Source organism: Nonomuraea sp. NPDC049421 (assembly GCF_040677005.1).
Taxonomy (GTDB): Bacteria; Actinomycetota; Actinomycetes; order Streptosporangiales; family Streptosporangiaceae; genus Nonomuraea; species Nonomuraea salmonea.
Genome location: NZ_JBFAQA010000036.1, coordinates 20,224 through 41,895 on the forward strand (window position 1 = coordinate 20,224; position 21,672 = coordinate 41,895).

General features: G+C 70.2%; 22 protein-coding genes. 15 read left to right on the forward strand and 7 right to left on the reverse strand.

What is annotated here, in order from left to right:
- Window positions 1-23: 23 nt before the first annotated feature.
- The 7 genes from nusA (at window position 24) to truB (ending at window position 7,404) form a co-directional block, all read left to right on the forward strand.
- The gene (gene nusA / locus AB0K18_RS42180; RefSeq protein ID WP_345409614.1) at window positions 24-1,016 is read left to right on the forward strand and encodes a transcription termination factor NusA; all 993 of its coding nucleotides are present in this window, start codon (window positions 24-26) and stop codon (window positions 1,014-1,016) included.
- Window positions 1,000-1,311: a YlxR family protein gene (locus AB0K18_RS42185; protein ID WP_364926462.1), complete on the forward strand. Its 312-nt coding sequence runs from the start codon at window positions 1,000-1,002 to the stop codon at window positions 1,309-1,311. Before nusA ends, AB0K18_RS42185 begins: the two co-directional genes overlap by 17 nt.
- A 112-nt stretch (window positions 1,312-1,423) precedes the next feature.
- Complete coding sequence (infB, locus tag AB0K18_RS42190; RefSeq protein WP_364926464.1) at window positions 1,424-4,537, forward strand: translation initiation factor IF-2; 3,114 nt, start codon at window positions 1,424-1,426, stop codon at window positions 4,535-4,537.
- A 120-nt stretch (window positions 4,538-4,657) separates the two neighbouring features.
- Entirely contained in the window at window positions 4,658-4,954 is a 297-nt protein-coding gene (locus AB0K18_RS42195) for a DUF503 domain-containing protein (RefSeq protein WP_345398649.1), read from the forward strand.
- Window positions 4,955-4,993: 39 nt separating this feature from the next.
- Entirely contained in the window at window positions 4,994-5,491 is a 498-nt protein-coding gene (rbfA, locus tag AB0K18_RS42200) for a 30S ribosome-binding factor RbfA (RefSeq protein ID WP_364383058.1), read from the forward strand.
- Window positions 5,488-6,528, forward strand: a complete 1,041-nt coding sequence (locus tag AB0K18_RS42205; protein WP_364926465.1) for a DHH family phosphoesterase — start codon at window positions 5,488-5,490, stop codon at window positions 6,526-6,528. Before rbfA ends, AB0K18_RS42205 begins: the two co-directional genes overlap by 4 nt.
- Window positions 6,529-7,404: a tRNA pseudouridine(55) synthase TruB gene (gene truB / locus AB0K18_RS42210; protein WP_364926466.1), complete on the forward strand. Its 876-nt coding sequence runs from the start codon at window positions 6,529-6,531 to the stop codon at window positions 7,402-7,404. It abuts the gene before it with no gap.
- Window positions 7,405-7,411: 7 nt separating this feature from the next.
- Here the strand turns inward: truB and AB0K18_RS42215 are convergent, their stop codons facing one another.
- The gene (locus AB0K18_RS42215; protein WP_364926467.1) at window positions 7,412-8,431 is read right to left on the reverse strand and encodes an SAM-dependent methyltransferase; all 1,020 of its coding nucleotides are present in this window, start codon (window positions 8,429-8,431) and stop codon (window positions 7,412-7,414) included.
- An 82-nt stretch (window positions 8,432-8,513) separates the two neighbouring features.
- Here AB0K18_RS42215 and AB0K18_RS42220 point away from each other — a divergent pair, with 82 nt between their 5' ends.
- The 6 genes from AB0K18_RS42220 to AB0K18_RS42245 all read left to right on the forward strand — a co-directional run bounded on the left by AB0K18_RS42220 (window position 8,514) and on the right by AB0K18_RS42245 (window position 15,252).
- Window positions 8,514-9,440, forward strand: a complete 927-nt coding sequence (locus tag AB0K18_RS42220) for a bifunctional riboflavin kinase/FAD synthetase (RefSeq protein ID WP_364926469.1) — start codon at window positions 8,514-8,516, stop codon at window positions 9,438-9,440.
- A 181-nt stretch (window positions 9,441-9,621) separates the two neighbouring features.
- The gene (rpsO, locus tag AB0K18_RS42225) at window positions 9,622-9,891 is read left to right on the forward strand and encodes a 30S ribosomal protein S15 (RefSeq protein WP_345398667.1); all 270 of its coding nucleotides are present in this window, start codon (window positions 9,622-9,624) and stop codon (window positions 9,889-9,891) included.
- A 295-nt stretch (window positions 9,892-10,186) separates the two neighbouring features.
- Complete coding sequence (locus AB0K18_RS42230; protein WP_364926471.1) at window positions 10,187-12,520, forward strand: polyribonucleotide nucleotidyltransferase; 2,334 nt, start codon at window positions 10,187-10,189, stop codon at window positions 12,518-12,520.
- Window positions 12,517-13,827 carry a pitrilysin family protein gene (locus AB0K18_RS42235; RefSeq protein WP_364926473.1) on the forward strand — a complete coding sequence of 437 codons (1,311 nt, stop codon included), beginning with the start codon at window positions 12,517-12,519 and terminating at the stop codon, window positions 13,825-13,827. Before AB0K18_RS42230 ends, AB0K18_RS42235 begins: the two co-directional genes overlap by 4 nt.
- A gap of 61 nt (window positions 13,828-13,888) precedes the next feature.
- The gene (gene dapB, locus AB0K18_RS42240; protein WP_364569233.1) at window positions 13,889-14,626 is read left to right on the forward strand and encodes a 4-hydroxy-tetrahydrodipicolinate reductase; all 738 of its coding nucleotides are present in this window, start codon (window positions 13,889-13,891) and stop codon (window positions 14,624-14,626) included.
- Between the two features lie 146 nt (window positions 14,627-14,772).
- The gene (locus AB0K18_RS42245) at window positions 14,773-15,252 is read left to right on the forward strand and encodes a GNAT family N-acetyltransferase (RefSeq protein WP_364926475.1); all 480 of its coding nucleotides are present in this window, start codon (window positions 14,773-14,775) and stop codon (window positions 15,250-15,252) included.
- Between the two features lie 101 nt (window positions 15,253-15,353).
- Here AB0K18_RS42245 and AB0K18_RS42250 read toward each other — a convergent pair whose 3' ends face one another.
- The 5 genes from AB0K18_RS42250 to AB0K18_RS42270 are packed head-to-tail and all read right to left on the reverse strand — an operon-like array spanning window position 15,354 to window position 19,181.
- The gene (locus AB0K18_RS42250; protein WP_364926477.1) at window positions 15,354-16,067 is read right to left on the reverse strand and encodes a GAF and ANTAR domain-containing protein; all 714 of its coding nucleotides are present in this window, start codon (window positions 16,065-16,067) and stop codon (window positions 15,354-15,356) included.
- Between the two features lie 45 nt (window positions 16,068-16,112).
- Window positions 16,113-17,111 (reverse strand): adenosine deaminase, encoded by a 999-nt coding sequence (locus AB0K18_RS42255; protein WP_364926478.1) that lies wholly within the window; start codon window positions 17,109-17,111, stop codon window positions 16,113-16,115.
- A 9-nt stretch (window positions 17,112-17,120) separates the two neighbouring features.
- Window positions 17,121-17,996 (reverse strand): 1,4-dihydroxy-2-naphthoate polyprenyltransferase, encoded by an 876-nt coding sequence (locus AB0K18_RS42260; protein ID WP_364926480.1) that lies wholly within the window; start codon window positions 17,994-17,996, stop codon window positions 17,121-17,123.
- A gap of 16 nt (window positions 17,997-18,012) precedes the next feature.
- On the reverse strand, window positions 18,013-18,621 hold the full coding sequence (locus AB0K18_RS42265) for a GNAT family N-acetyltransferase (protein WP_364926482.1): 609 nt from the start codon (window positions 18,619-18,621) through the stop codon (window positions 18,013-18,015).
- Window positions 18,622-18,665: 44 nt separating this feature from the next.
- Entirely contained in the window at window positions 18,666-19,181 is a 516-nt protein-coding gene (locus AB0K18_RS42270; protein WP_364926484.1) for a CGNR zinc finger domain-containing protein, read from the reverse strand.
- A 94-nt stretch (window positions 19,182-19,275) separates the two neighbouring features.
- On the opposite strand from AB0K18_RS42270, the gene AB0K18_RS42275 reads away from it, so the two are divergent.
- A complete protein-coding gene (locus tag AB0K18_RS42275; protein ID WP_364926485.1) occupies window positions 19,276-20,298 on the forward strand; it encodes a hypothetical protein in 1,023 nt (340 codons plus the stop codon).
- Between the two features lie 10 nt (window positions 20,299-20,308).
- The gene (locus AB0K18_RS42280) at window positions 20,309-20,701 is read left to right on the forward strand and encodes an ASCH domain-containing protein (RefSeq protein ID WP_364926487.1); all 393 of its coding nucleotides are present in this window, start codon (window positions 20,309-20,311) and stop codon (window positions 20,699-20,701) included.
- 471 nt (window positions 20,702-21,172) lie between these two features.
- Here AB0K18_RS42280 and AB0K18_RS42285 read toward each other — a convergent pair whose 3' ends face one another.
- On the reverse strand, window positions 21,173-21,664 hold the full coding sequence (locus AB0K18_RS42285) for a winged helix-turn-helix domain-containing protein (protein WP_364926489.1): 492 nt from the start codon (window positions 21,662-21,664) through the stop codon (window positions 21,173-21,175).
- Between the last annotated feature and the right edge of the window lie 8 nt (window positions 21,665-21,672).

Here is a 21,672-nt window from a genome sequence, read left to right on the forward strand (position 1 = left end):
GGGGAGCCGTCGTGGACATCGACATGAGCGTCCTGCGCAGCCTTGAGCGGGAGAAGGACATCTCCTTCGACCTGGTCGTCAAGGCGATCGAGGACGCGCTGCTCATCGCGTACTTCCGCACCGACGGCGCCGCCGCCAAGGCGCGGGCGGAGCTCGACAGGGCCAGCGGCCACGTCACGATCTGGGCGGCGGAGCTCGGCGAGGACGGCGAGGTCGTCAGGGAGTACGACGACACTCCTTCCAACTTCAGCCGCATCGCCGCCACCACCGCCAAGCAGGTCATCCTGCAGCAGTTGCGCGACGCAGAAGACGAGATCAACTTCGGCGAGTTCGCCAGCCGCGAGGGCGAGCTGGTCTCCGGCGTGATCCAGCAGGGCAAGGACCCGCGTGTGGTGCTGGTCGACCTCGGCAAGATCGAGGCCGTGCTGCCGCACGCCGAGCAGGTGCCCGGCGAGGAATACGTGCACGGTGAGCGCATCCGCGCCTACGTGGTGCAGGTGAAGAAGGGCCACAAGGGCCCCTCGGTCACGCTGTCGCGCACCCACCCGGGGCTGGTGAAGAAGTTGTTCGCGCTCGAGGTGCCGGAGATCGCCGACGGCACCGTCGAGATCGCGGCGGTGGCGCGCGAGGCGGGCCACCGTACGAAGATCGCTGTCAGGTCGCGCAAGCCCGGCGTCAACGCCAAGGGCGCGTGCATCGGCCCCATGGGCTCACGCGTCCGCAACGTGATGACCGAGCTGCACGGCGAGAAGATCGACATCATCGACTGGTCAGAGGATCCCGGCGAGTTCGTCGGGAATGCCCTGTCTCCTGCCCGTGTTTCCCACGTTGAGGTCCTCGACCTTGACGGGCGGGTGGCGCGGGTCACCGTGCCCGACTACCAGCTCTCGCTGGCCATCGGGAAAGAAGGGCAGAATGCCCGGCTCGCCGCCCGGCTCACGGGCTGGCGGATCGACATCAGGCCCGACACCCAAGCCGAGGATGCCGCCGGTTCCGTAGATGCGTCAACGCGGTAAGCTGGAATATGGTGGCCAAGCGGTTCCACAGCGCACCTGTGTGGGCTGCAGGGTTCGCACGGCTAAGTCCGAGCTGCTCCGCCTGGTGCTGGTCGAGGATCATGTGGTCCCTGACCTGCGAGGACGGCTCCCTGGTCGCGGTGCATCACTGCATCCGTCCTTGAGTTGTCTGGAGCTCGCCGAGCGGCGCCGAGCGTTCCCGCGCGCGTTCCGCGTGCCGGGGCCGCTTGACGTGTCGCCCGTTCGGGCGCACTTGGAGGGAGACCACGAAATGTCATGTAGGACGCCGAGTTGATGGGCGGAGTCAGATTGCTATGAGCGCCTGATGAGCACGCGGCGATGAAGACGTCAAGGTAGCGACGGTCCGGACGGCATAGCCAGCCTCCCGGGCCGAGTAAGGGAGTGCAGTGGCGAAGGTCCGGGTATACGAGCTCGCTAAGGAGTTCGGCGTAGAGAGCAAGGTCGTCATGGCCAAGCTCCAAGAGATGGGAGAGTTCGTCCGTTCGGCGTCCTCGACCATCGAGGCGCCGGTGGTCCGCAGGCTCACCGAAGCGCTGGGGGCATCCAAGGGTGGCCCCTCTCGTGGCGGCGGTCAGCCGTCCAACAAGCCGCAGCCGCCAAGGGCTGCGCCCCGGCCGGCGGACAGCCAGGCCGGTAACGGTGCCGGGCAGGCGCCTGTTCCCGCTCCGCCGCGTCCCGGGCCCAAGCCCGGCCCGCGGCCAGGTCCCGCGGCCGGTGGTCCCAGTGGTGGACAGGGCGGCGGACAGGGCGGTCAGGGCGGCGGCCAGCCGCGCCCGCCGGTGCCCATGCCCCACCAGCAGCCGCAGCAGCCCGAGGCGGCGCGCGGCGAGACCTCTGGGGCTCCGCAGGCACGTTTCGAGAGCGGCGCGCCCGCTCGTCCCACGCCTGGCCCGCGTCCCGGCCCCGGCGCCCGTCCCGGGCCCAAGCCGGGTCCGCGTCCTGGCCCCGGCGGTGGGGGTGGCGGCGGCTCCGCGCAGGCGCCGCGTTCCGGCGCGCCCTCCGGTGGCGGTCCCCGTCCCGGTCCCGGCCCCAAGCCGGGCCCGCGCGGCCCGCGTCCCGGTAACAACCCGTTCTCGTCCAACGCCAGCGGCATGGGTCAGTCCAGGCCGCCGCGCCAGGGTGGCAACCGCGACGGTGGCGGTCCCGGCCAGCGTGAACGTCGTGACGGTCCGCCGCGCGACGGCGCGATGCCGCGTCCGCCGCAGGGCCGTGGCGGCGACAGGCCCACGCCAGGCCCGCGTCCCGGCCCGCCGCCCGGCGGTCCGCGTCCCGGTCCCGGCGCCGGTGCGGGCGGTCCCCGTCCTGGTGGCCCGCGTCCCAACCCGATGATGATGCCGCAGGGCCGTCCCGCCGGTCCCGGCGGTGGCGGCGGTGGCCGTCCCGGTGGCGGTGGCGGTGGTCGTCCCGGCGGTGGCGGCGGTGGTCGTCCCGGTGGTGGCGGTGGTCGTCCCGGCGGTGGCGGCGGCGGTTTCGCCGGTCGCCCGGGTGGCGGCGGCACCGGTCAGCGCACGGGCGCTCCCGGCGGCGGCTTCGGCGGTCGCCCGGGTGGCGGCGGCCGTGGTCGTGGCGGCGGCACCGCGGGAGCCTTCGGGCGTCCCGGCGGCCGTCCCGCGCGTGGCCGCAAGTCCAAGCGTCAGAGGCGCCAGGAGTTCGACAACATGTCGGCGCCGGCGATCGGCGGCGTGCAGGTCGCTCGCGGCAACGGCGCGACGATCCGCCTGCCGCGCGGTGCGTCGCTGTCCGACTTCGCCGACCGCATCGGGGCCAACCCCGCCTCGCTCGTGCAGATCATGCTGCACCTCGGCGAGATGGTGACCGCGACGCAGTCGGTCAACGAGGAGACGCTGCAGCTGCTCGGAGCCGAGCTGGACTACAACATCCAGGTCGTCAGCCCCGAGGAGGAGGACCGCGAGCTGCTCGAGGCCTTCGACATCGAGTTCGGCGAGGACGAGGGCGACGAGGCCGACCTGGCCGCGCGCCCGCCGGTGGTGACCGTCATGGGTCACGTCGACCACGGTAAGACCAAGCTGCTCGACGCCATCCGCAAGACCAACGTGGTGGCGCGCGAGGCGGGTGGCATCACCCAGCACATCGGCGCTTACCAGGTGTCCACCACGCACGAGGGCGAAGACCGCAAGGTCACCTTCATCGACACCCCGGGTCACGAGGCGTTCACCGCCATGCGTGCCCGAGGCGCGAAGTCCACCGACATCGCGGTGCTGGTGGTCGCGGCCGACGACGGCGTCAAGCCGCAGACGATCGAGGCGCTCAACCACGCCCAGGCCGCCGAGGTCCCGGTCGTGGTCGCGGTCAACAAGGTCGACAAGGAGGGCGCCGACCCCAACAAGGTCAGGGCCCAGCTCACCGAATACGGCCTGGTGGCCGAGGAATACGGTGGCTCGACCCTGTTCGTCGACATCTCGGCGAAGAACGGCACCGGCATCGACAACCTCCTCGAGGCCATCCTGCTGACCGCCGACGCCGAGCTCGACCTGCGCGCCAACCCGACGATGGACGCTCAGGGCATCGCGATCGAGGCCCACCTCGACAAGGGCCGCGGCCCCGTCGCGACCGTCCTGGTCCAGCGCGGCACGCTGCGCGTCGGCGACTCCATCGTGTGCGGCGAGGCCTTCGGCCGCGTCCGCGCGATGCTCGACGACAACGGCGACCAGGTCGAGGAGGCCACGCCGTCGCGTCCCGTCCTCGTGATGGGTCTGACGGCCGTGCCGAGCGCCGGTGACAACTTCATCGTCGTCACCGACGACCGGATGGCCCGGCAGATCGCCCAGCAGCGCGCGGCGCGCAAGCGCAGCGCCGACATGGCGAAGTCGAGCCGGCGCCGCACCCTCGAAGAGCTGTTCAGCGACCTCGAGAAGGGTCGCGTCGACGAGCTCAAGCTCATCATCAAGGGTGACGTGTCCGGTTCGGTGGAGGCCCTGGAAGACGCCCTGCTCAAGATCGACGTCGGCGACGAGGTCAGGCTTCGAGTCCTGCACCGCGCGGTCGGCGCCATCACCGAGTACGACGTCAACCTGGCCGTCGCCGACGACAACGCGGTCATCATCGGCTTCAACGTCCGCCCCGAGCCTCGGGCGCGCGACCTGGCCGAGCGCGAGGGCGTCGACATCCGCTACTACTCGGTCATCTACCAGGCGATCGAGGAGATCGAAGCGGCGCTCAAGGGCATGCTCAAGCCCGAGTTCGAAGAGGTCCAGATGGGCTCGGCGGAGGTCCGCGAGGTCTTCAAGGTGCCGAAGATCGGCAACATCGCCGGTGCTCTGGTCCGCTCCGGCGTGATCGTCCGCAACAGCAAGGCCAGGGTCATCCGCGACGGCGTCGTCATCGCGGACAACCTGACCGTCTCGTCCCTGCGTCGCTTCAAGGATGACGCGACCGAGGTCCGCGAGGGCTTCGAGTGCGGTATCGGTGTCGGCTACAACGACATCAGGATCGACGACGTGATCGAGACGTTCGAAATGCGGGAGAAGCCGCGCGTGTGATGCGCGGCCGGGCGCCCGGCGGGACATCCGCCGGGCGCCTCTCGCACGCCCTGGCCTGGTCCCCACCGCAGCAGGCCGGTCGTGCGCTGACCACACAAGGCCAAGCGGTGGTTACCAGTGATGTATGTGGGTGCCCTGACCCTGGACATCCTGCTCGGCGACGTGCGGTCGCTGAAGCAGAAGCGCTCTGTCGTCCGTCCGCTCATCGCCGAGCTGCAGCGCCGTTACCCCAGCATCGCGGTGGCTGAGACCGGTCATCTCGACCTGCACCGCAGAGCGGAGGTCGGCGTTGCGGTGGTTTCCGCTTCCGCGGGTAACTGCAAGGAGCTGCTGGACGCCTGCGAACGCATGGTGGCCTTCCGCCCCGAGATCGAGCTGCTGTCGGCCCGGCAGCGGCTCTACACCGACGAAGATTGAACGACTGCACGGCCAGGTCGTGCGTGAGGGGGAGCGAACATGGTGGATGCCGCACGAGCGCGCAAGCTCGCCGACCGCATCCAGCAGATCGTCGCCGAGATGCTGGAGCGTCGGATCAAGGATCCGCGTCTGGGCTTCGTGACCGTGACCGACACGCGCGTCACCGCCGACCTGCGCGACGCGACGGTGTTCTACACGGTGTTCGGCTCCGACGCCGAGCGGGCCGACAGCGCCGCGGCTCTCGAGAGCGCCAAGGGCATCATCCGCTCCGAGGTGGGCCGCCAGACCGGGGTCCGGTTCGCGCCGACGCTGACGTTCAAGCACGACCCGCTGCCCGACAGCGCGCGTCACCTCGACGACCTGATCAGCGCCGCCCGCGCGCGGGACGCCGAGGTGGCCAAGCAGGCCCAGACCGCCTCCTACGCCGGCGAGGCCGACCCCTACCGCAAGCCCGACGACGAGGACTTCGACACCGACGCCGAGACGGGCGCTGAGGCCGGCTCGCAGAGCCTGAGCGGCAGGGACGACCAGGCGTGACGCCCGACGTGCGCGACAGGGCAGAGCGTCCGCCTCGCGTCGAGCGGCGTCCTTCCGAGGACTGTCCCATCCCCGAGGAGTCGTGGGACCGCGCGCTGCGGCTGATCGGGCAGGCCGACGAGGTCGCGCTGGCCTGCCACGTGACGCCCGACGGCGACGCGCTCGGCTCGATGCTGGCGGTCGCGTTCGTGCTGCGCTCGATGGGCAAGCGGGTGGTCGCCTCGTTCGGCGACCGCCACTTCGCGGTGCCGCGGCTGCTGCGCTTCCTGCCCGGCCAGGAGATGCTGGTGCCGCCGGACGACTACCCGGCCGCGCCCGACCTGATGATCGTCTTCGACTGCTCGACGTTCGAGCGGGTCGGGCTGCTCGGCGCCAACGCCGCATCGGCGCGCGAGGTGATCGTGGTCGACCACCACCCGTCCAACTCGGGGTTCGGCTCGCTCGACCTCATCGACGCCAAGGCCGCGGCCACCGCCATGCTCGCCGAGCAGCTCGTCTACCGGCTCGGCGGGCGGCTCGACCGCGACATCGCCACCTGCCTGTACGCCGGCCTCGTCACCGACACCGGCTCCTTCCGCTACTCCTCGACCACGCCCGCCGTGCACCAGATGGCGGCCAGGCTGGTCGCCACCGGGCTGCGGGTCGACGAGATCGCCCGCGAGCTGTGGGACCGTTCCCCGTTCGGCTACCTCAAGGTGCTGGGCAACGCGCTGGACCGGGTGGCGCTGGAGGACGGCATGGCCTGGACGTACGTGACCCGGGTCGACCGGGCCGCGTACGGGCTGCCGTACTCCGAACTCGAAGGCATCATCGACATCGTCCGCCGCACCGACGAGGCGCAGGTCGCCGTCGTGCTCAAGGAGGACGACTACGGCGACTGGCAGGTGTCCACCCGGTCCAAGGGCACCGTCGACGTCGCGGCGGTGTGCGCGGCGCTCGGCGGCGGCGGCCATCACAACGCGGCCGGGTTCACCTCCTACGACACCGTCGAGGAGACCATGACGAAGTTCCGTCGCGAGCTGCGGAAGGTTACCTGAATGGCCGAGAGCGGTCTGATCATCGTCGACAAGCCGGGCGAGTGGACCTCCCACGACGTGGTGGCCAAGATGCGGCGCATCGCCGGCACCCGCCGGGTGGGGCACGCGGGCACGCTCGACCCGATGGCGACGGGCGTGCTGGTGATCGGTGTGGAGAAGGCGACCAGGCTGCTCGGTCACCTGATGCTGACCGAGAAGGAATACCGCGCGACGATCCGGCTCGGCGTGAGCACCAACACCGACGACGCCGAGGGCGAGGTCACCGCCACCACGTCGGCCGCCGAGGTGGGCGAGGGCGAGATCCGCAAGGGCGTCGAAGCGCTCACCGGCGCCATCATGCAGGTCCCGCCGCAGGTCAGCGCCATCAAGGTGAACGGCCAGCGGGCCTACAAGATGGCACGGGCGGGCGAGGAGGTCGAGCTGGCGGCCAGGCCCGTCACGGTGAGCTCGTTCGAGGTGCTCGACATCCGGCCGGCCGGTGACGTCATCGACGTCGACGCCGTCGTGGTCTGTTCGAGCGGCACCTACATCCGCTCGCTGGCCCGCGACCTCGGCGCCGCGCTCGGCGGGGTCGGCGGGCACCTGACGGCGCTGCGCCGCACCCGCGTGGGCCCGTACGACCTGTCGCTCGCCAAGACCATCGAGCAGCTCACCGAGGAGTGCGTGGTGCTGCCCATCGGCGAGGCGGTCGCCGCGGCCTTCCCGCGCCGCGACGTCACCGCCGATGAGGCCCGCGTCGTCGCCCACGGCGGACGGCTGCCGGCCGCCGGGCTCGGCCCTGGCCCGATCGGCGTGTTCGGCCCGGAGGGTGAGCTGCTGGCGCTGGTGGAGGAGCAGGGCCGCACCGCGCGGCCCCTGGCGGTCTTCGCCGGCTGACCCCGCCTCAGCCCGGCTTGCGGGCCACGATGATGTCGCGGACGATCGCCTGGTCCACCCAGTGCTCGAAGTCGGGGTAGTCCATCACGTCGAGGCCCGCCCCGGTCAGGATGCGGGCCAGCTCGTCGCTCTTGCCGCCGTAGGTGTTCCAGGCGATGCCCATCGCCCCGCCGGGCCGCAGCAGCTCGGCCCAGACCGGCACCGCCCGGCCCAGCAGCTCCAGCGGGCTGCGCGACAGGCCCGCGCCGCCCTTGCTGCCGTGCTGCACGCCGTAGGGGGCGTCGGTGGCCAGCACGTCGAACGAGCGCGGCTTGAAGAACTCGCGGCTCTTGAGCGTGTCGGCGTTGACCACGGCCAGGCGCTGCACGTCGCCGGCCTTGAACGCCTCCTTCGACAGCCCGAAGGCGACGTTGAGCCGCCGCCCGACGAGAGCACGGTCGCGGCGCACCGGTACGGTCTCGGCGGTGTGCTTGAGCCGCTTGTTGCGCAGCCACGTCTTGATGAAGCCGGCGTAGGCCTCGAAGTCCTTGCCGTCGACGTCGAGGCCGTAGGCGTCGTAGCCGTACATGAGGGCCTGGTTGAGCGTGGTGCCGCGGCCGCACATCGGGTCGAACACCGAGAGCCCGTCGCCCAGCCCCTTGTCGCTGGCCAGCGCCGTGACGTTGAGCAGCAGCTTGGTGAAGTGCTCGTTGGTCTTGCCGGCGTATTTCTGGATGGTGAGCAGGTCGCTGCTGAGCCGGTCGCGCGGCCGCATGGCGAGCGGCCTGAGCAGGTCGCCCTCGACGCCGAAGACGGCGTAGACGGACGACAGGTCGGACAGCAGCCGCACGTCGCCGTCGGACAGCGGCCCTGCGGTGTCGAACGTCACGTAGGGGACGCCGCCGATGCGGGTCTCCTCGCTGGCCAGCACCTCGCCCTCAAGGGCGCGCGCGCTGAAGACGGCCAGCTCGTTGCGGGTGAGGCGGACGGAGCTCTCTCCGTAGACCCGGTTGAAGGCAGGCAGGATCAGGAGCGCGTAGCGAGGCATGATGCCCGATGATAGCCGCCTCGATTGGAGGGAATGCCGCGCCGCGTGGCACGCTTGTACGGGTTGTTCCGGGGACGAGTGAATGGGGCCTGGCGTGCAGGGTTCGGAAAGGTCTGTGGTGACCGTCGGCGTGTACGACGGGGTCCACCTCGGGCACCAGCGGGTGGTCGGGCGGGCCGTCGCCGTCGCCCGGGAGCGGGGCCTGCGCAGCGTGGCGGTCACGTTCGAGCCGCATCCCGACGAGGTCGTCCGCCCCGGCTCGCATCCCCACCGGCTGACCAGCGCGCGGCGGCGGGCCGAGCTGCTGGCCGGGCTGGGCGTGGACACCATCGACACCGTGGAGTTCTCCTACGGGCTGTCGCAGTGGACGCCGGCCGAGTTCGCCCAGAAGGTGCTCGCCGAGCGGCTGCGGGCGGCGGTCGTGGTGGTGGGCGCCGACTTCACGTTCGGCCAGGACGCCGCGGGTGACGTCGAGACCTTGCGCACCCTGGGCGACAAATACGACTTCGAGGTCGAGTCCGTGCCCCGGCTCGACGACATCTCCTCGACCTCCATCCGCGAGCGGCTCACCGCCGGCGACGTGGCGGGCGCGGCGGCCGAGCTGGGCCGCCCCCACCGGGTCGAAGGCGTCGTCGTACGCGGCTACCAGCGCGGCCGCCAGCTCGGCTTCCCCACGGCCAACGTCGAGACCCCGCAGTACACCGCGATCCCGGCCGACGGCGTCTACGCGGGCTGGCTGCAGTGCGTCCCGGTGGCCAACCTGCCCGCGCTCTACGACGGCGAGCGCTGGCCCGCGGCCATCTCGGTCGGCACCAACCCGACGTTCGAGGGGGTGCCGCGCACGGTGGAGGCGTACGCGCTGGACCGCGACGACCTCGAGCTGTACGGCGCGCACGTCGCGGTGGAGTTCGCCGCCCGGCTGCGCGGCAACACCCGCTTCGACTCGATCGAGGCGCTCATCGCCCAGATCCACGCCGACGTGGAGGACACGCGACGCCTGACGAGCTAGCCGGTCTCGGCTCGGACACGACCGCCCCGTGCACCGGACCCGGGGTGGTAACCTTGCATGTCGGCTCTATACCGGCGGCGCTGCGCGCTGCCCATGACGGCCTTCACGCGGCGACTGTAGGCACGCACGGTCGTTCGCGCTTCCATCTCATTCGCGCGTGTCCGTAGATCGAAGGAGAGCCGTGTCCCTCGACACCGCTGCCAAGAAGTCCATCATCGACGAGTACGCGACGACCGAGGGCGACACCGGGTCGCCCGAGGTGCAGATCGCGCTGCTCAGCAAGCGCATCAGCGAGCTGACCGAGCACCTCAAGACGCACAAGCACGACCACCACAGCCGTCGTGGTCTGCTGCTGCTCGTGGGTCGCCGGCGCCGCCTGCTGAAGTACCTGCAGAAGGTCGACATCCAGCGCTACCGTTCGCTCATCGAGCGGCTCGGTCTGCGCCGATAACATGACGAGGGAGCGGCCTGCGCGCCGCTCCCTTCTCATATGGGGTAGGACCCATCGCAGGGCGCGTGGCGGCGTGAAAACCGCCCCGCGCCTGGCGTACAACTGAAGATCCGAGACACACAGCCCCCGCGTCCGCTCAGCACCATGCGACCCGCGACGCCTGCGGGCCGGTCCTCGGTAGTGGCTTCCGGTAAGAACGCACTTGACCGGGCGCTTCGATCGAAGACCGGCGCTGCACCTAACGAGGGTGCCGGTGAGAAAAGGGCGCGGGTGACCGACCACAAGGAGGTCCCCCGTGGAGGGTGTCCACACTGCTGAAGCCGTCATAGACAACGGCTCATTCGGCACGCGTACGATCCGGTTCGAGACCGGTCGGCTCGCGCGCCAGGCGGCGGGTTCCGCCGTCGCCTATCTCGACAACGACACGATGGTGCTCTCGGCGACGACCGCGTCCAAGACGGCGAAGGAGCAGTTCGACTTCTTCCCGCTGACGGTCGACGTCGAAGAGCGCATGTACGCCGCGGGCCGCATCCCCGGCTCGTTCTTCCGCCGCGAGGGCCGTCCGTCCGAGGACGCGATCCTCACCTGCCGGCTGATCGACCGGCCGCTGCGCCCGTCGTTCGTCAAGGGCCTGCGCAACGAGGTCCAGGTCGTCGCCACCGTCATGGCGCTCAACCCCGACCACCTCTACGACGTGGTCGCCATCAACGCCGCGTCGCTGTCCACCCAGCTCGCCGGGCTGCCCTTCTCGGGCCCCATCGGCGGCGTCCGGGTGGCGCTCATCGACGGCCAGTGGGTGGCCTTCCCGACCCACCACGAGCTTGAGCGGGCCACGTTCGACATGGTCGTGGCCGGGCGGGTGCTCGACGACGGCGACGTCGCGATCATGATGGTCGAGGCGGAGTCCACGAAGGACACGCTCAAGCTCGTCGCCGACGGCGCGGTCGCCCCGACCGAGGAGACCGTCGCGCAGGGCCTCGAGGCGGCCAAGCCGTTCATCAAGGTGCTGTGCGAGGCGCAGTCCCGCATCGCGCAGGTCGCCGCCAAGGAGACCGCCGAATACCCGATCTTCCTCGACTACCAGGACGACGTCTACACCGCCGTCGAGGCCGCGATCAAGACCGAGCTGGCCGCCGCGCTGACCATCGCCGGCAAGCAGGAGCGCGAGAACGAGCTGGAGAAGGTCAAGGCGCTGGCCGCCGAGAAGCTCCTGCCCGAGTTCGAGGGCCGCGAGAAGGAGATCTCCGCCGCGTTCCGCGCGGTGATGAAGAAGCTCATGCGCGAGCGCGTCGTCAAGGAGGGCGTGCGCATCGACGGCCGCGGCACGAAGGACATCCGCGCGCTGTCGGCCGAGGTCCACGTGGTCCCCCGGGTGCACGGCTCGGCGCTGTTCGAGCGCGGCGAGACCCAGATCCTCGGCATCACGACGCTCAACATGCTGCGCATGGAGCAGGTCATCGACACGCTCAACCCCGAGCGGACCAAGCGCTACATGCACAACTACAACTTCCCGCCCTACTCCACCGGTGAGACCGGCCGGGTGGGCTCGCCCAAGCGCCGCGAGATCGGTCACGGCGCGCTGGCCGAGCGGGCGCTGATCCCGGTGCTGCCCACGCGTGAGGAGTTCCCCTACGCGATCAGGCAGGTGTCGGAGGCGCTCGGCTCCAACGGCTCGACCTCGATGGGCTCGGTCTGCGCCTCCACCATGGCGCTGCTCGACGCCGGTGTGCCGCTCAAGGAGATGGTCGCCGGCATCGCGATGGGCCTGATCGGCGAGGGCGACACCTACGTCACGCTGACCGACATCCTGGGCGCCGAAGACGCCATGGGCGACATGGACTTCAAGGTCGCCGGCACCAAGGACGTCATCACCGCCCTGCAGCTCGACACCAAGCTCGACGGCATCCCCGCGAGCGTCCTCGCCGGCGCGCTCAAGCAGGCCAAGGGCGCCCGCCTGGCGATCCTCGACGTGATGCAGGAGGCGATCGACTCCCCGGCGGAGATGAACCCGACCGCGCCGCGCATCATCACCATCAAGGTCCCGGTCGACAAGATCGGCGAGGTCATCGGCCCCAAGGGCAAGATGATCAACCAGATCCAGGACGACACCGGCGCCGAGATCACCATCGAGGACGACGGCACGATCTACATCGGCGCCACCGACGGGCCGTCCGCCGAGGCCGCCCGTTCGGCGATCAACGCCATCGCCAACCCGCACATGCCCGAGGTGGGCGAGCGCTACCTGGGCACGGTCGTCAAGATCGCCGCCTTCGGCGCGTTCATCTCGCTCATGCCGGGCAAGGACGGCCTGCTCCACGTCTCCCAGATCCGCAAGCTGCACGGCGGCAAGCGCATCGAGAACGTCGAGGACGTCATGGCCGTCGGCGAGAAGATCCAGGTCGAGATCGCCGAGATCGACGGGCGCGGCAAGCTCTCGCTGGTGCCGGTCGAGGTCATCGAGAAGGAGGCCGCCGAGAAGGAGGCCAAGGCCGCCGACGGTGGTGCTCCCGAGCAGTCCGAGGCGCCCGCCGCCCCGGCCGCCGACGACAAGTCCGAGCGCCCGCGCCGCACCCGCACCCGCGTGCGCAGCTCCCGCGGCTCCTCCGAGGGAGACGACCGGAACTCGTGACCACGACCACGCTGCACCCCGGCAAGGACGGAGCCGGGGTGGTAAGGCGCACCGTTCTCCCGGGTGGGCTGCGCGTGGTGACCGAGACCATGCCGACCGTGCGGAGCGTCGCGGTCGGCATGTGGGTCGGCATCGGCTCGCGCGACGAGGCTCCCGAGCACATGGGGGCCACCCACTTCCTTGAGCACCTGCTGTTCAAGGGCACTCCGACGCGCGACGCCATGGAGATCTCCGCCTCCATCGAGGGCATCGGCGGTGAGATCAACGCCTTCACCGCCAAGGAGTACACCTGCTACTACGCGCGGGTCCTCGACGAGGACCTGCCGGTCGCGGTCGACGTGCTCGCCGACGTGGTGACCAGTTCGCTGGTGACCGAGGACGACGTCGAGTCCGAGCGTGGCGTGATCCTCGAAGAGATCGCCATGCACGACGACGACCCCTCCGACGTGGTGCACGAGCAGTTCGCCGCCACCCTCTACGGCGACTCGCCGATCGGCCGGCCCATCCTGGGTACGGTCGACTCCATCAACGCGCTCGGGCGCGAGCGCATCGCCGAGTACTACCACCGCTTCTACCTGCCGCGCCGCACCGTCGTGTCGGTGGCGGGCAACGTCAGGCACGAAGAGGTCGTCGAGCTGGTCGCCAGGGCGTACGAGCGGGCGGGGGCGCTGAGCGGCTCCGCCGAGTTCGAGCCGCCGCGCACCAGCGGCCCCGGCGCCGCGTCGCGGTCCGGCGTCGCGGTCCTCGACCGGCCCACCGAGCAGGCCAACCTGGTGCTCGGCACGACCGGCCTGTCCCGCACCGACGACCGCAGGTTCGCGCTCGGCGTGCTCAACGCGGCGCTCGGCGGCGGCATGTCGTCGCGGCTCTTCCAGGAGATCAGGGAGAAGCGCGGCCTGGCCTACTCCGCCTACAGCTACACCTCGGCCTACGCCGACACCGGCCAGTTCGGCATCTACGTGGGCTGCCTGCCCTCGAAGATCGACGACGTGCTGAAGATCTGCCGCGACGAGGTGTCCAGGGTGGTGGCCGAGGGGCTCACCGCCGACGAGATCATGCGCGGCAAGGGCCAGATGCGCGGCGGGCTCGTGCTCGGCCTGGAGGACACCGGCTCGCGCATGTCCCGCATCGGCAAGAACGAGCTCGTCTACGACGAGCTCATGTCGGTGGACGAGGTGCTCGCGCGCATCGAGTCCGTCACCCCCGACGAGATCTCCGAGATCGCCGCCGACGTGCTCAACCGGCCGCTCACGCTGGCCGTCATCGGCCCGTACGGCGACAAGGACTTCAGCGACGCGATCCGCTGAGACGCGCGCCGCCGCCCCCCGGTCCGGCATCGGCGGGGTGGCGGCACGATAGGCTCGCCCTGTGATCAGGGTAGGTGTGCTGGGCGCCCAGGGACGTGTGGGCGTCGAGGTGTGCAAGGCGGTCGAGGCGGCAGCCGACATGGAGCTGGTGGCCGCGCTCGACAAGGACGACTCCATCGAGGGGCTCGCCGGCGCCGAGGTGGTGGTCGACTTCACCCACCCCGACGTGGTGATGGGCAACCTCGAATGGGCGATCGGCCACGGCGTCCACCCGGTGGTGGGCACCACCGGCTTCGACGAGGGGCGGCTCGAGACCGTGCGGGGCTGGCTGGCCGCCAACCCCGGCACCAATTGCCTCATCGCCCCCAACTTCGGCATCGCGGCCGTGCTCATGATGCACTTCGCGCAGCAGGCCGCCCGCTACTTCGAGTCGGCCGAGATCGTCGAGCTGCACCACCCCAACAAGGCCGACGCGCCGTCCGGCACGGCCCGGCGCACCGCCGAGCTGATCTCCGAGGCCCGTTCCAAGGCCGGGCTCGGGTCGATGCCCGACGCCACCAGCACCGCGCTCGACGGCGCCCGCGGCGCCGACGTCGGCGGCGTCCACGTCCACGCCGTGCGCCTGTCGGGGCTCATCGCCCACCAGGAGGTGCTGCTCGGCGGCGACGGCGAGACGCTGACCATCCGCCACGACACGATGAGCCGCGCCGCGTTCACCCCCGGCGTGCTGCTCGGCGTGCGGCGGGTGCGCGAGCTGCCCGGCCTCACGGTGGGCCTGGAGCGCCTCCTCGACCTCTAGCCAGGTGCACACGACGTGCCCACGCCTCGCACACGCGGACGTGGGCACGCCGTGAGGAGAGGGTCCCAGCTCCGCACAGCCGGGCCTACGATCTTCAACCCTAATATGAGCGGCGAGCTACGCTCCGAACATGAGATCGTGTCGCCATGGTGCGATGGGCCGAGGCGGACGAGCTGGCCGGATTGGTGCCGATCGAGCTGGCCGCCGACCGGCTGTTCGAGCAGGTGGGCATCGTGTTCCCGCCGGGCACGACGATGATCGAAGAGGTCGCCGGCCCGGGGTCGGTGCTGGTCGAGGGGGCGCCGCCCGACGGGTTCGCGCTCGTCGGCGAGGTCGACGGGTGCGTGCATCTCGACCAGCTCGCCGTACGTCCCGAGCGCATGCGCCAGGGCATCGGCGGGCGGCTCGTCACGGCGGTGATCGACCACGCGCGGGCCTGCGGGGCGCCCGGCGTGACGCTGACGACGTTCAGGGACGTGCCGTGGAACGGCCCCTGGTACGCCCGTCACGGCTTCTCCGTGCTGCCCGAGAGCGCGTGGGGGCCCGAACTGCGGGCCCTGGTCGCGCACGAGCGGGAGCTGGGCATCGAGCTCGCGCCCCGCGTCGTGATGCGGCGCTTGTTGTGATGCGGCGCTTGTTGTGCGGAGTGCTTGTTGTGAGGCGGTGCTTGTTGTGATGTGGCGCTTGTTGTGATGCGGCACGCGTCGTGAGGTGGTGCGCCGTGTGGTCAGCCTGATGTCTTCTGCGGGGGTTCTTCGAAGCGGGAGCGGCGGGCCGGCTCGCCGCTCACCTTCTCCACGATCGAGGCGGCGATCTGGTGCACCTTGACGTTGCGGTCCTGCGAGATCTGCCGTAACAGCTCGAACGCCTGCCGCGCGGTGCACCGGCGCTGCGCCATGACGATGCCGAGCGCCTGGTCGATCACCCCGCGCGTGGTCAGCGCCTCCTTGAGCTGCCCCGCCACCTCCCGCATGCGCGCCACGTCGAGCGCCGCACGGAACAGCACCCCCACGTGCGCCGCCGTCACCCGCATCGCCGTCCACGTCTCGTCGGCGAACCCGCCGGGACGGCTCGCGTAGAGCGTCAGCACGCCGAGCAGCACACCCGCCGACTCCAGCGGCTCGCAGTGCACTCCGCGCACCTGCCCGGCCGCCGCCGAGAAGCGTGGCCAGCGCGATTCCGCCCGCAGATCGTCGGACGTCACGGGACCGCCGTCCCTGATCACGTCGAGCACCGGCCCCTGCCCCGTGGCCCGCTGCAGGCCGTCGAGCAGCTCGGCGACCCCGTCAGAGCAGGCCACCGTGGGGATCTCGCGGTCGCGGCACAGCACGATGCTCAGCATGGGGGAGTCGGGCATCGCCCGCCCCGCGATGGCGACGCACTCGGCGAGTGCCTGCTCGAACTCCGCGATGTCGGTGGGCACGCCGGCCCGTTCGGCCATGATCCCTCGCACTCGTCGGCGGTGCTCGGTGAGCTTAAGGCTAGCTCACGAGAGGTAGGCGTCCACCTCGGCGAGGTAGGCGTCCTTGAGGTGGCGGGGCAGCCAGGTGATCTCGAACGCGTTGCGCTGCAGCCCGGCCAGCTCCTCACGGGTGAGCTGGAGCGCGTCCTGCAGGGCCAGGAGGTTCTCCGTCACGTACGCGGAGAAGTACGCCGGATCGTCGGAGTTGATCGTCACGCGCACCCCGAGGTCCATCAGCTTGCGGATGCCCTCGGCCTTCATCGAGTCCGTCACGTAGCCGTTGGAGACCGGGCAGCACGTCAGCCCCATGCCCCTGGCCAGCACCTTCTCGACCAGCCGCTGGTCCTCCAGGATGTTGACGCCGTGGTCGATGCGGTCGACCCCGATGTCCTCGATCGCCTGCCTGATGTGCTCGGGCGCGTCGTCCTGGTCGACGTCGCAGTGCATGGTCAGCAGGTAGCCCTCGTGCCTGGCCCGCTCGTAGACGGCCGCGAACTTGCGCGGCGGGTTGCCCTTCTCGTCGGAGTCGAGGCCCACGCCGGCGATCCACTCCTTGTACGGCAGCGACTCCAGCAGCGTCGCCATCGCGTACTCGGCCTGGAAGTCGCGCAGGAAGCACATGATGAGCTGGGCCCGCAGCCCGAGCTGCGCGTAGGCGTCGAGCAGCGCCCTGCGCAGCCCCCTGATCACCACGTCGAACGGCACACCGCGCGAGGTGTGCGCCTGCGGGTCGAAGAAGATCTCCGCGTAGCGGACGTTCTGGCTCGCCGCCTTGCGCAGGTAGGCCATGGCCAGGTCGTAGAAGTCGGGCTCGGTGCGCAGCACCCGCATGCCCTCGTAGTAGATCGTCAGGAACGACGGCAGGCTGTCGAAGGTGTAGGCCGCCCGCATCTCCTCGACCGACGCGTACGGCAGCTCCAGGCCGTTACGCCTGGCCAGCTCGAACTTCAGCTCGGGCTCCAGTGTGCCCTCGATGTGCAGGTGCAGCTCGCACTTCGGCAGACCGGCGATGAAATCCTTCACCGTCCCACCCTAAAAGACCAGAGCCAGCCCCACCGCGAACAGGGCCCCGTACGCCATCTGCAGCTTGCCCGTCTGCTGCAGCACCGTGATGAGCGCGGGACCCACCGCCTTGCCCATCACCGCCCTGACCGGCAGCACCGCCAGCGGCGCGCTCAGCAGCACCAGCGCCGCCCACGGCGTGACCGGCACGATCGTCAGCGCCACGAAGTAGGGGACGACCTGGCAGGCGACGTAGAGGGCGCGGGTACGCTCGGCGCCCAGCCGTACGGCGAGCGTGCGCTTGCCCGACTCACCGTCGGTGCCGACGTCGCGCAGGTTGTTGACCACCAGCATCGAGCACGACAGCAGGCCCACCGGGATCGACGCGATCAGCGCCGCCCAGCTCAGCTGCTCCGTCTGCACGTACGCCGTGCCGACCACCGGCACGATGCCGAAGAACACGAACACGGCCACCTCGCCGAGCCCGCGGTAGCCGTACGGGCGCTTGCCGCCGGTGTAGAACCACGCGGCCGCGATCGCCGCCGCGCCCACCAGCAGCACCCACCACGCCTGCGTCACCAGCACCAGCCCCAGCCCCAGCACGGCCGCGACGGCGAAACAGCCGAGCGCCGCCGCCAGCACCTGCCTGGGTGGCGCCACCCGCGAGCCGACCAGCCGCATCGGGCCGACGCGCTGGTCATCGGTGCCGCGGATGCCGTCGCTGTAGTCGTTGGCGTAGTTGACGCCGATCTGCAGGGCCAGCGCCACGAGCAGCGCCAGGACGGCCCGCCACCACACGAAGCCGCCCTCGCCGATCGCCACGCCGGTGCCCACCATGACGGGCACGATGGCATTGGGGAGCGTACGGGGACGGGCGCCGGCGATCCACTGGCCGGGGGTTGCCATCTTTGTCCTCAAACCTCTAACTGATGTCGGTCCTGAGCCTGACCATCCTGATCGGGCGGCCCATGTCGAGGACGCGCTCTGCCATGTCCTCGCCCCAACCGGCCGACTCCAGGAAGCCGAGCACAGCGTAATTATCGGCGAACACCCAGGTGACGATCTGCCGGAAACCGTCTTCGCGCAGGTAGTCGACGGTGGCGTTGAGCAGGCGGCTGCCGTGACCTCGGCGTACGAAGTCGGGATCGACCAGCAGCGTCAGCATCTCGGCCGTCACGCCGGGATCGAGGTCGGGATCCTCGGCAGGCGCATGGGAGGCCAGACCCACCACGCGCTCACCACCACGAGGAGTGACCAGAGCGGCGCTGCCCCCCGCGCCGAGGGCGGGGAAACCCTCGGTGTCGAGGATGGTCTCCACCGCGACCAGCACCCGGTGCATGGGGCTGGGCGGGGCGACGATCGCCTCGTCCCACTGGCGCAGCCACATCTTCTCCGCCGCCGCGCCGGTCATCTGCTCGAGTGGACCTTCCGGGAGGAAATCCCGATAGCCGTAGCGCCAGGCGCGGATCTGAGTATTCGCAACCTGGAGCACATCCTCGCGCCGGGCCGCCCGGACGCCTACGTCTGCCATCTCGGCCCGCTCCTTCGCCTGCCGTTCATGCCACAAGGCACGAGTTACACCGTATCGGTGTTTGACCCTTGAGGACGACGCGAACCCCGCTTCCTCGCCCGGTAAGCGCGTGTCTTAGTGCGGTTGCCGCAAACCCGCATGGAACACCACGAGCGGGAACGGTTCTTCGACGAGTCGATGAACGCCCACTGACAGGTTCCCTCCGCGCACACCTTGAGCCGGTCCCACGACGCCGTCACGGCCGCCGCGGCGATCCGTGCCAGCCCGCCCAGAACACCGTCCGCCACCGGCGCCAGCCCAGGACCCTCCTCCGGAGTCACCACCACCCGCAGGGGGAGCCCTGGCAGGTCGGCCGCCTCGCGCCTGAGCGCCGCCCGCAGGCCCTCACGCAACTCGTGCGCGGTCCGCAGGTCGTCGTCGGTCGCTCGGTCGTGGGGGCCGGCCAGGTCGCGCTCGCGCAGCCACAGGGCCAGCTCCGCCGGGGAGGACAGCTCGTCCGTCCGGGTTTCGACGTCGAAGGTGTTCACGAAGTCGCGTACGAGCTCCGTGGAGAACGGCATGCGGTCACTCTACTGCGCGCGCCACCCTGATGATCACTGGGTCCTTGCCTGGCGTGACGGCTCGGCGCACGATGGAAGAGGAGGTGTCACAACCATGGCCGACCTCACGATCCCGGAAGGCGGCTTCTGGCCGGCGCCGGACATCCCGCAGCCCAATATCTACCCGATGGAGTGGCGGGTCGAGACCGAGAAGCTCGCCGCCATCTATGAGAAGTCCAAGCGCGTCGTCTGGAACCCCGCCGACCTGCCCTGGGACGCCCTCGACCCCGCCGCGTTCACCCGCGAGCAGCGGCTGGGCATCATGTACTGGTTCGCCGTGCTCGCCAACTTCGACGCCTCAGGGCCCGCCGTCTTCGCCCGCGCCACCATCCAGGCGTTCGAGAAGCACGAGGAGGACCCGGTCAGGAAGTGCTTCTTCTCGATCACCCGTGACGAGATGAACCACGAGGAGTGCTGCCAGCGCACCATCGCCCGCCTGTGGCCCGGCGGTCCCCTCGACTGGACGCCGTCCGACGCCCTCGAAGCCGCCGCCCACAACAACATCGGCTGGCTCTACCACAACGGCGGCCGCTACTGGAACGGCTACACCGCCGCCGTCGGCCGATATTCGCTGCCGGTGCTGTTCACCAGCTTCATGATGGGCGAGATGGCCGCCTCGACGCTCTTCCGCGGCATGGCCTCCGGCACCCGGCACCCCGTCTTCGGCGAGATGTTCCAGCGCATCGGGCGCGACGAGTCCCGCCACCTCCAGATCTGCATGACCATCCTGGAGAACGAGTGGCCCGGCCTCACCGACGACACCCGGGGCCTGATCACCCGGCAGCTCAGAGCCGGGTTCGTCTTCCTCAGCATGATCCTCTGGGAGCCGCCCGAGGGGTTCTGGGAGCTGCCGCCGTACTTCCTGGCCAACCACCGCGTTCTCATCGACCATGCCAGGCAGGCGGGGCTGGGGGTGCTGTCGTACGAGGAGCAGGCCGAGAACTGGCGCCTGGCCATGGCCCGCGTCCGCGCCATCGTCGAACGCTGGGGCATCGCCTTCCCCGCCATCCCCGAACTCGACCTCGAAGGGGTGCAGGTGGACGTCGTCGATCCCGAGGACGTCATCCCCGTCTTCTAACATCGAGGTCATGTGGCCACGGATGGACGGACTGCGGGTCCTTGAGCTTGGTACGCCCGGCGAACTTCGTACCCGGTTGACCGACCTCGTGCTGTCCGGTCACAAGACCGCGACCGCCGGGCTCCTGACCCTCGACTACGAGGCTGAGGGGGAGGAGATCGAGCATGTCGGCGAACGCCTCGCCCTCGTCGGCGACTCGGGGGAGCGCGTGGGGGAGATCGAGATCACCCGGGTCGAGGTGGTGCCTTTCGGTGAGGTGAGCTGGGAGTTCGCGAACGCCGAAGGCGAAGGCTACGCGTCCGTGGCCGAGTGGGGGGAGTCGCATGTGGGGTTCTGGCGCTCGTACGGCGTGGAGGTCACCGACTCGACCCCCGTGGTCTGCCTCTGGTTCCGCCTACTCTGACCAGCCCTCCCCGAACACACCCGAAAGGCCCTTGTAGCTCACCCCCGCCCCCACCATTCACATAAAATCCCCTCACCACACCCGCCCTGCGGCTCACCCCCTCTCCCCGCCGTCTCACGCTGCCGCGCTGCCGTCTCGCGCTGCCGCGCCGCGCTGCCGTCCCGCGCTGCCGCCCCGGCCCGCCGCCCCGGGTTGCCGCCCCGCGCTGCGTTCAGCGCTTTCGCACGGTCCTGCACGGTGTCGCCTCTCTCCACCCGCCCCCGCACGATGCACCATGCTGTGCTTAGCGCGGGCCCCAGAGCCTCATGCCGCCTCTGGCTCAGGCTCTAGGCTGTGCGCCCGCTCTGCTCAAGTGAGCCGAGCCTGGCGCCGCAACAGCCCGGCTCACCTGCCGCCTCACCAGCCCTGGACGCGGTGCTCCGATGGTCGCGTCCTTGACCGTCCCTGGCCGTCCCTGACCTTCCCTGAACGTCACTTGCCGGTCGTCGTCGACGGCCATTGCTCCTCGGGGGAGACGTAAGTCCCACGGTGCGGAACGCTGTACACCCACCCCTCGTCGCGCAGCAGCGCAATGGCCCGCCGCACGGTCTCACGAGCAGCCTCGTACGACCGCACCAACGTGACCTCGCTGGGAATCTGCTGCCTGGCGGCCAGATCACCGGCCTTGATCCGTTCCCGAATCTCCCCGGCTATATGCCGATAAAGCGGCTTTTCCCGCCCCACAGGCCGAAGTTCACCCGGAACGCTGACAAACGTCCCCTGACCTTGCCGGGTATGAACCAACCCTTGATTACGCAGCACGCGAATGGCCCTGCGCGCAGTCGTACGCGCGACGTTGAATTCCCGCTGGATCCCCGCCTCGCTGATAACCACATCTCCAGGCGACAGTTCGGCGATGATGCGCGACCTGATGACCTCGCTGATCTGGAGATAAAGATACCTGTCGCCCTCGCGATTCAGCACGCCCCAAG

Excerpts from the sequence above, each read along its gene's own strand:
- truB (WP_364926466.1), top strand. The coding sequence starts at position 6,529 with ATGGCCGAGAGCGGTCTGATCATCGTCGACAAGCCGGGCGAGTGGACC.
- AB0K18_RS42250 (WP_364926477.1), bottom strand. The coding sequence starts at position 16,067 with ATGGCCGAACGGGCCGGCGTGCCCACCGACATCGCGGAGTTCGAGCAG.
- AB0K18_RS42280 (WP_364926487.1), top strand. The coding sequence starts at position 20,309 with ATGTGGCCACGGATGGACGGACTGCGGGTCCTTGAGCTTGGTACGCCC.
- rbfA (WP_364383058.1), top strand. The coding sequence starts at position 4,994 with ATGGTGGATGCCGCACGAGCGCGCAAGCTCGCCGACCGCATCCAGCAG.
- AB0K18_RS42220 (WP_364926469.1), top strand. The coding sequence starts at position 8,514 with ATGGGGCCTGGCGTGCAGGGTTCGGAAAGGTCTGTGGTGACCGTCGGC.
- AB0K18_RS42245 (WP_364926475.1), top strand. The coding sequence starts at position 14,773 with ATGGTGCGATGGGCCGAGGCGGACGAGCTGGCCGGATTGGTGCCGATC.
- AB0K18_RS42260 (WP_364926480.1), bottom strand. The coding sequence starts at position 17,996 with ATGGCAACCCCCGGCCAGTGGATCGCCGGCGCCCGTCCCCGTACGCTC.
- AB0K18_RS42185 (WP_364926462.1), top strand. The coding sequence starts at position 1,000 with ATGCGTCAACGCGGTAAGCTGGAATATGGTGGCCAAGCGGTTCCACAG.
- AB0K18_RS42270 (WP_364926484.1), bottom strand. The coding sequence starts at position 19,181 with ATGCCGTTCTCCACGGAGCTCGTACGCGACTTCGTGAACACCTTCGAC.
- nusA (WP_345409614.1), top strand. The coding sequence starts at position 24 with ATGAGCGTCCTGCGCAGCCTTGAGCGGGAGAAGGACATCTCCTTCGAC.
- AB0K18_RS42275 (WP_364926485.1), top strand. The coding sequence starts at position 19,276 with ATGGCCGACCTCACGATCCCGGAAGGCGGCTTCTGGCCGGCGCCGGAC.
- AB0K18_RS42195 (WP_345398649.1), top strand. The coding sequence starts at position 4,658 with ATGTATGTGGGTGCCCTGACCCTGGACATCCTGCTCGGCGACGTGCGG.
- AB0K18_RS42265 (WP_364926482.1), bottom strand. The coding sequence starts at position 18,621 with ATGGCAGACGTAGGCGTCCGGGCGGCCCGGCGCGAGGATGTGCTCCAG.
- AB0K18_RS42215 (WP_364926467.1), bottom strand. The coding sequence starts at position 8,431 with ATGCCTCGCTACGCGCTCCTGATCCTGCCTGCCTTCAACCGGGTCTAC.